Here is a 3,169-nt window from a genome sequence, read left to right as displayed (position 1 = left end):
CCGCCGTCATCGCACGCGAGGACACTCCCGGCCACAAGCAGCTCGTGGGCTACGTGGTGGCCGAGTCTGCCGATGCCCTCATCGACACGGCCGCGCTGCGCCGCGCCCTGTCGGAGTCCCTGCCCGACTACATGGTCCCCGCGGCCATCGTGGTCCTGCCCGCACTGCCGCTGACACCCAACGGCAAGCTCGACCGCAAGGCACTGCCCGCGCCCGACTTCACGCCCCAGAGCATCCGCGCGCCGCGCACGCCCCAGGAGGAGATCCTCGCGGCCCTCTTCGCCGAGATCCTGCACCTCCCGCAGATCGGCATCGACGACAACTTCTTCGACCTCGGCGGCCACTCCCTGCTGGCCACCAAGCTCATCAGCCGCATCCGCTCCGCGCTGGGCGTGGAGCTGGCCATCCGCACGCTGTTCGAGGCGCCCACTGTTGAACAACTGGCCCACAGGCTCAGCGAGGCGCCCGCGGCACGCAAGCCATTGCGTCCCATGCGCCGTGAACAGCATCCCGACGCCACGCAAGGAGCACTCACGGCCTGAGCCTCACCAACCCGACAGACCGATGACGCCGCTGCGTCTCCCATTCCCCGCGCAGCCGTCGAACGACGGCGCAACCCAACACCCTGGTCCGATCCGATGATGATTCCTCTTTCCTTCGCTCAGCAGCGCCTGTGGTTCCTGCACCGTCTCGACGGTGCCAATGCCACGTACAACCTTCCGTTGGCCCTGCGACTGAAAGGCGAGCTCGACGGCACAGCACTGCGCCTCGCCCTCGAAGATCTGATCGCACGCCACGAGAGCCTGCGGACCATCTTCCCCGACACGGACGACGAGCCGCAGCAGATCATTCTTCCTCCGGAGAGAGCACATTTCATTCTGGAAGAAGCCCAGGTCTCGGAAGCCACGCTCGCCGCACGCCTCGCCGAGGCCGCCGACCACTGCTTCGAGCTGACGCGTGAGATCCCGTTTCGCGCCTGGCTGCTGCGCGTCGATCCCCGGCAGCACGTGCTGCTGCTGCTGTGCCACCACATCGCCAGCGACGGCTGGTCGCTCGCACCGCTGGTGCGCGATCTGTCCACCGCCTATGCAGCGCGCCGCCAAGGCAAGCCGCCCGCCTGGGAACCGCTGCCGGTGCAGTACGCCGACTACACCCTCTGGCAACGCGAACTGCTCGGCGACGAAAGCGATCCGCACAGCGCCGGCGCCCGCCAGTTGGCTTATTGGAAGAAGACCCTTTCCGACCTGCCCGAACAGCTCGAGCTGCCCGCCGACCGTCCCCGGCCTGCGGTATCCAGCCACCGCGGCGAGAGCATTGCGTTCCAGCTCGATGCGCAGCTGCACCAGGGGTTGACGGCGCTCGCGCGCCAGGGACAGGCCAGCCTCTTCATGGTGCTGCAGGCCGCCCTTGCCACGCTGTTGACCCGCCTGGGCGCAGGCACGGACATTCCCCTGGGCTGCCCGATCGCGGGACGCACCGACGAGGCGCTCAACGATCTCGTCGGTTTCTTCCTCAACACCCTCGTGCTGCGCACCGACACCTCGGGCAATCCGAGCTTCAGCGAACTGCTGCGGCGCGTGCGGGAAATCAACCTCAACGCCTACGAGCACCAGGACCTTCCGTTCGAACGCCTGGTGGAGGTGCTCAACCCCGTGCGCTCCATGGCGCGCCACCCGCTGTTCCAGGTCACGCTGATCTTCCAGAACAACGCAAGGGCCCGTGTCGAGCTGCCCGGGATCGAGACGGCCTTCGAACCGATCGCCATCCACTCGGCCAAGCTCGACTTGTCCTTCACGCTGTGGGAGGAGCGCAACGCACAAGGCGACTTGAACGGCATCTCGGGCCGCGTCGAATTTTCGAGCGATCTCTTCGACCGCGCCACCGTGACATGGATGCTCGAGCATCTGAAGTCGGTGCTGCGGGCAGTCGCTGCCCATCCGGGCACCCGTCTGTTCCAGATTCCGCTGCCCTCCCCGGCTTCTTCCGCCGCGCCGGCGTCAAGCGGCCCGCGGCCCACGCAGCCCTACACGCGGTTCACGCGAGAAGACATCGAACAATCGCTGACGGCGCGCTTCGAAGTGCAGGTGCGACGCGACCCCGCGGCCATCGCCATCACGCACGAGGATGCTGTCTGGAGCTATTCCGACCTCGACCGCAAGGCCAACGGGATCGCTCACGCGCTGCGCCAAAGCCTCGGCCGGGGCCCCGGCCGCGTGATGCTGCTGTTCGGGCATGGCGCGGAGATGATCGCCGCCATGCTCGGGGTCCTGAAGGCGGGGAAGACCTACGTGCCCCTGGACCCCCTCCATCCGGTGGAACGGCTGCGGTTCATGCTGGCGGATTCGGAAGGGGAAGCACTGCTCTGCGAGTCCGCTCTGACGACGCTTGCCAGTAGCATCGGGGCCGAACGGCATGTGCCCGTTCTCGATCCGTCGACCATCGCGCCAGCCGAGCGCTGCGAGGTGCATCGCGATCCCCTCACCCCCACCTACATCCTATACACCTCGGGCACGACCGGACAGCCCAAGGGGGTGGTGCAGATCGACCGCAACGTCCTGCACTTCATGGCCACCTACACCAATGCGCTTCACCTGAGCGCGGCCGACAGGCTGACGCTGTTCAGCTCCTATGGCTTCGACGCGTCGGTGATGGACATCTACGGGGCACTGCTGAACGGTGCCTCGCTGCACATCCTCGATCTGCGGGAAACGGGATTCACCCAGATCCGCGAGTGGATCCATCGGCATCAGATCACGGTCTGGCATTCGACACCCACGGTGTTCCGCCTCGGGGCCATGGGACTGCATGGACAGAAGGCCGCCGCGACGAGGCTGGTGGTCCTGGGCGGCGAGGAGGCCACGCCAACCGACCTCGATCTGCTGCGGAAGCATTTCGAGCCGCACTGCCTGCTCGTCAATGGCCTGGGGCCAACCGAATCGACGGTGACGGTGCAGTTCTTCGCCGACGCGCAGACGAACTCGAACGGCATGCGCCTGCCGATCGGCCATCCCGTCGAATCGACCCAGATCGCGCTGCTCGACCCGGACGGCCAGCCCACCGATGTGTTCGGCGAACTGGCCATCTGCAGCGACTTCATCGCACTCGGTTACCTCAACCGCCCGGCCCTGAGCGCCGAGCGCTTCGTGGCCAACCCCCACGGCCCCGCGGG

At 67.0% G+C, this 3,169-nt stretch carries 2 protein-coding genes; both read left to right on the top strand.

Annotation, left to right across the window (positions count from 1 at the left end; all coding sequences use genetic code 11):
* On the top strand, positions 1–542 hold a 542-nt coding region (locus QRN67_RS33050; protein ID WP_285415294.1), incomplete at its 5' end, for a phosphopantetheine-binding protein.
* A gap of 96 nt (positions 543–638) precedes the next feature.
* On the top strand, positions 639–3,169 hold a 2,531-nt coding region (locus QRN67_RS33045), incomplete at its 3' end, for a condensation domain-containing protein (protein WP_285415292.1).

Source organism: Variovorax sp. efr-133-TYG-130, assembly GCF_030208835.1.
Taxonomy (GTDB): Bacteria; Pseudomonadota; Gammaproteobacteria; order Burkholderiales; family Burkholderiaceae_C; genus Variovorax.
This window is presented reverse-complemented; position numbering and strand designations above follow the sequence as displayed.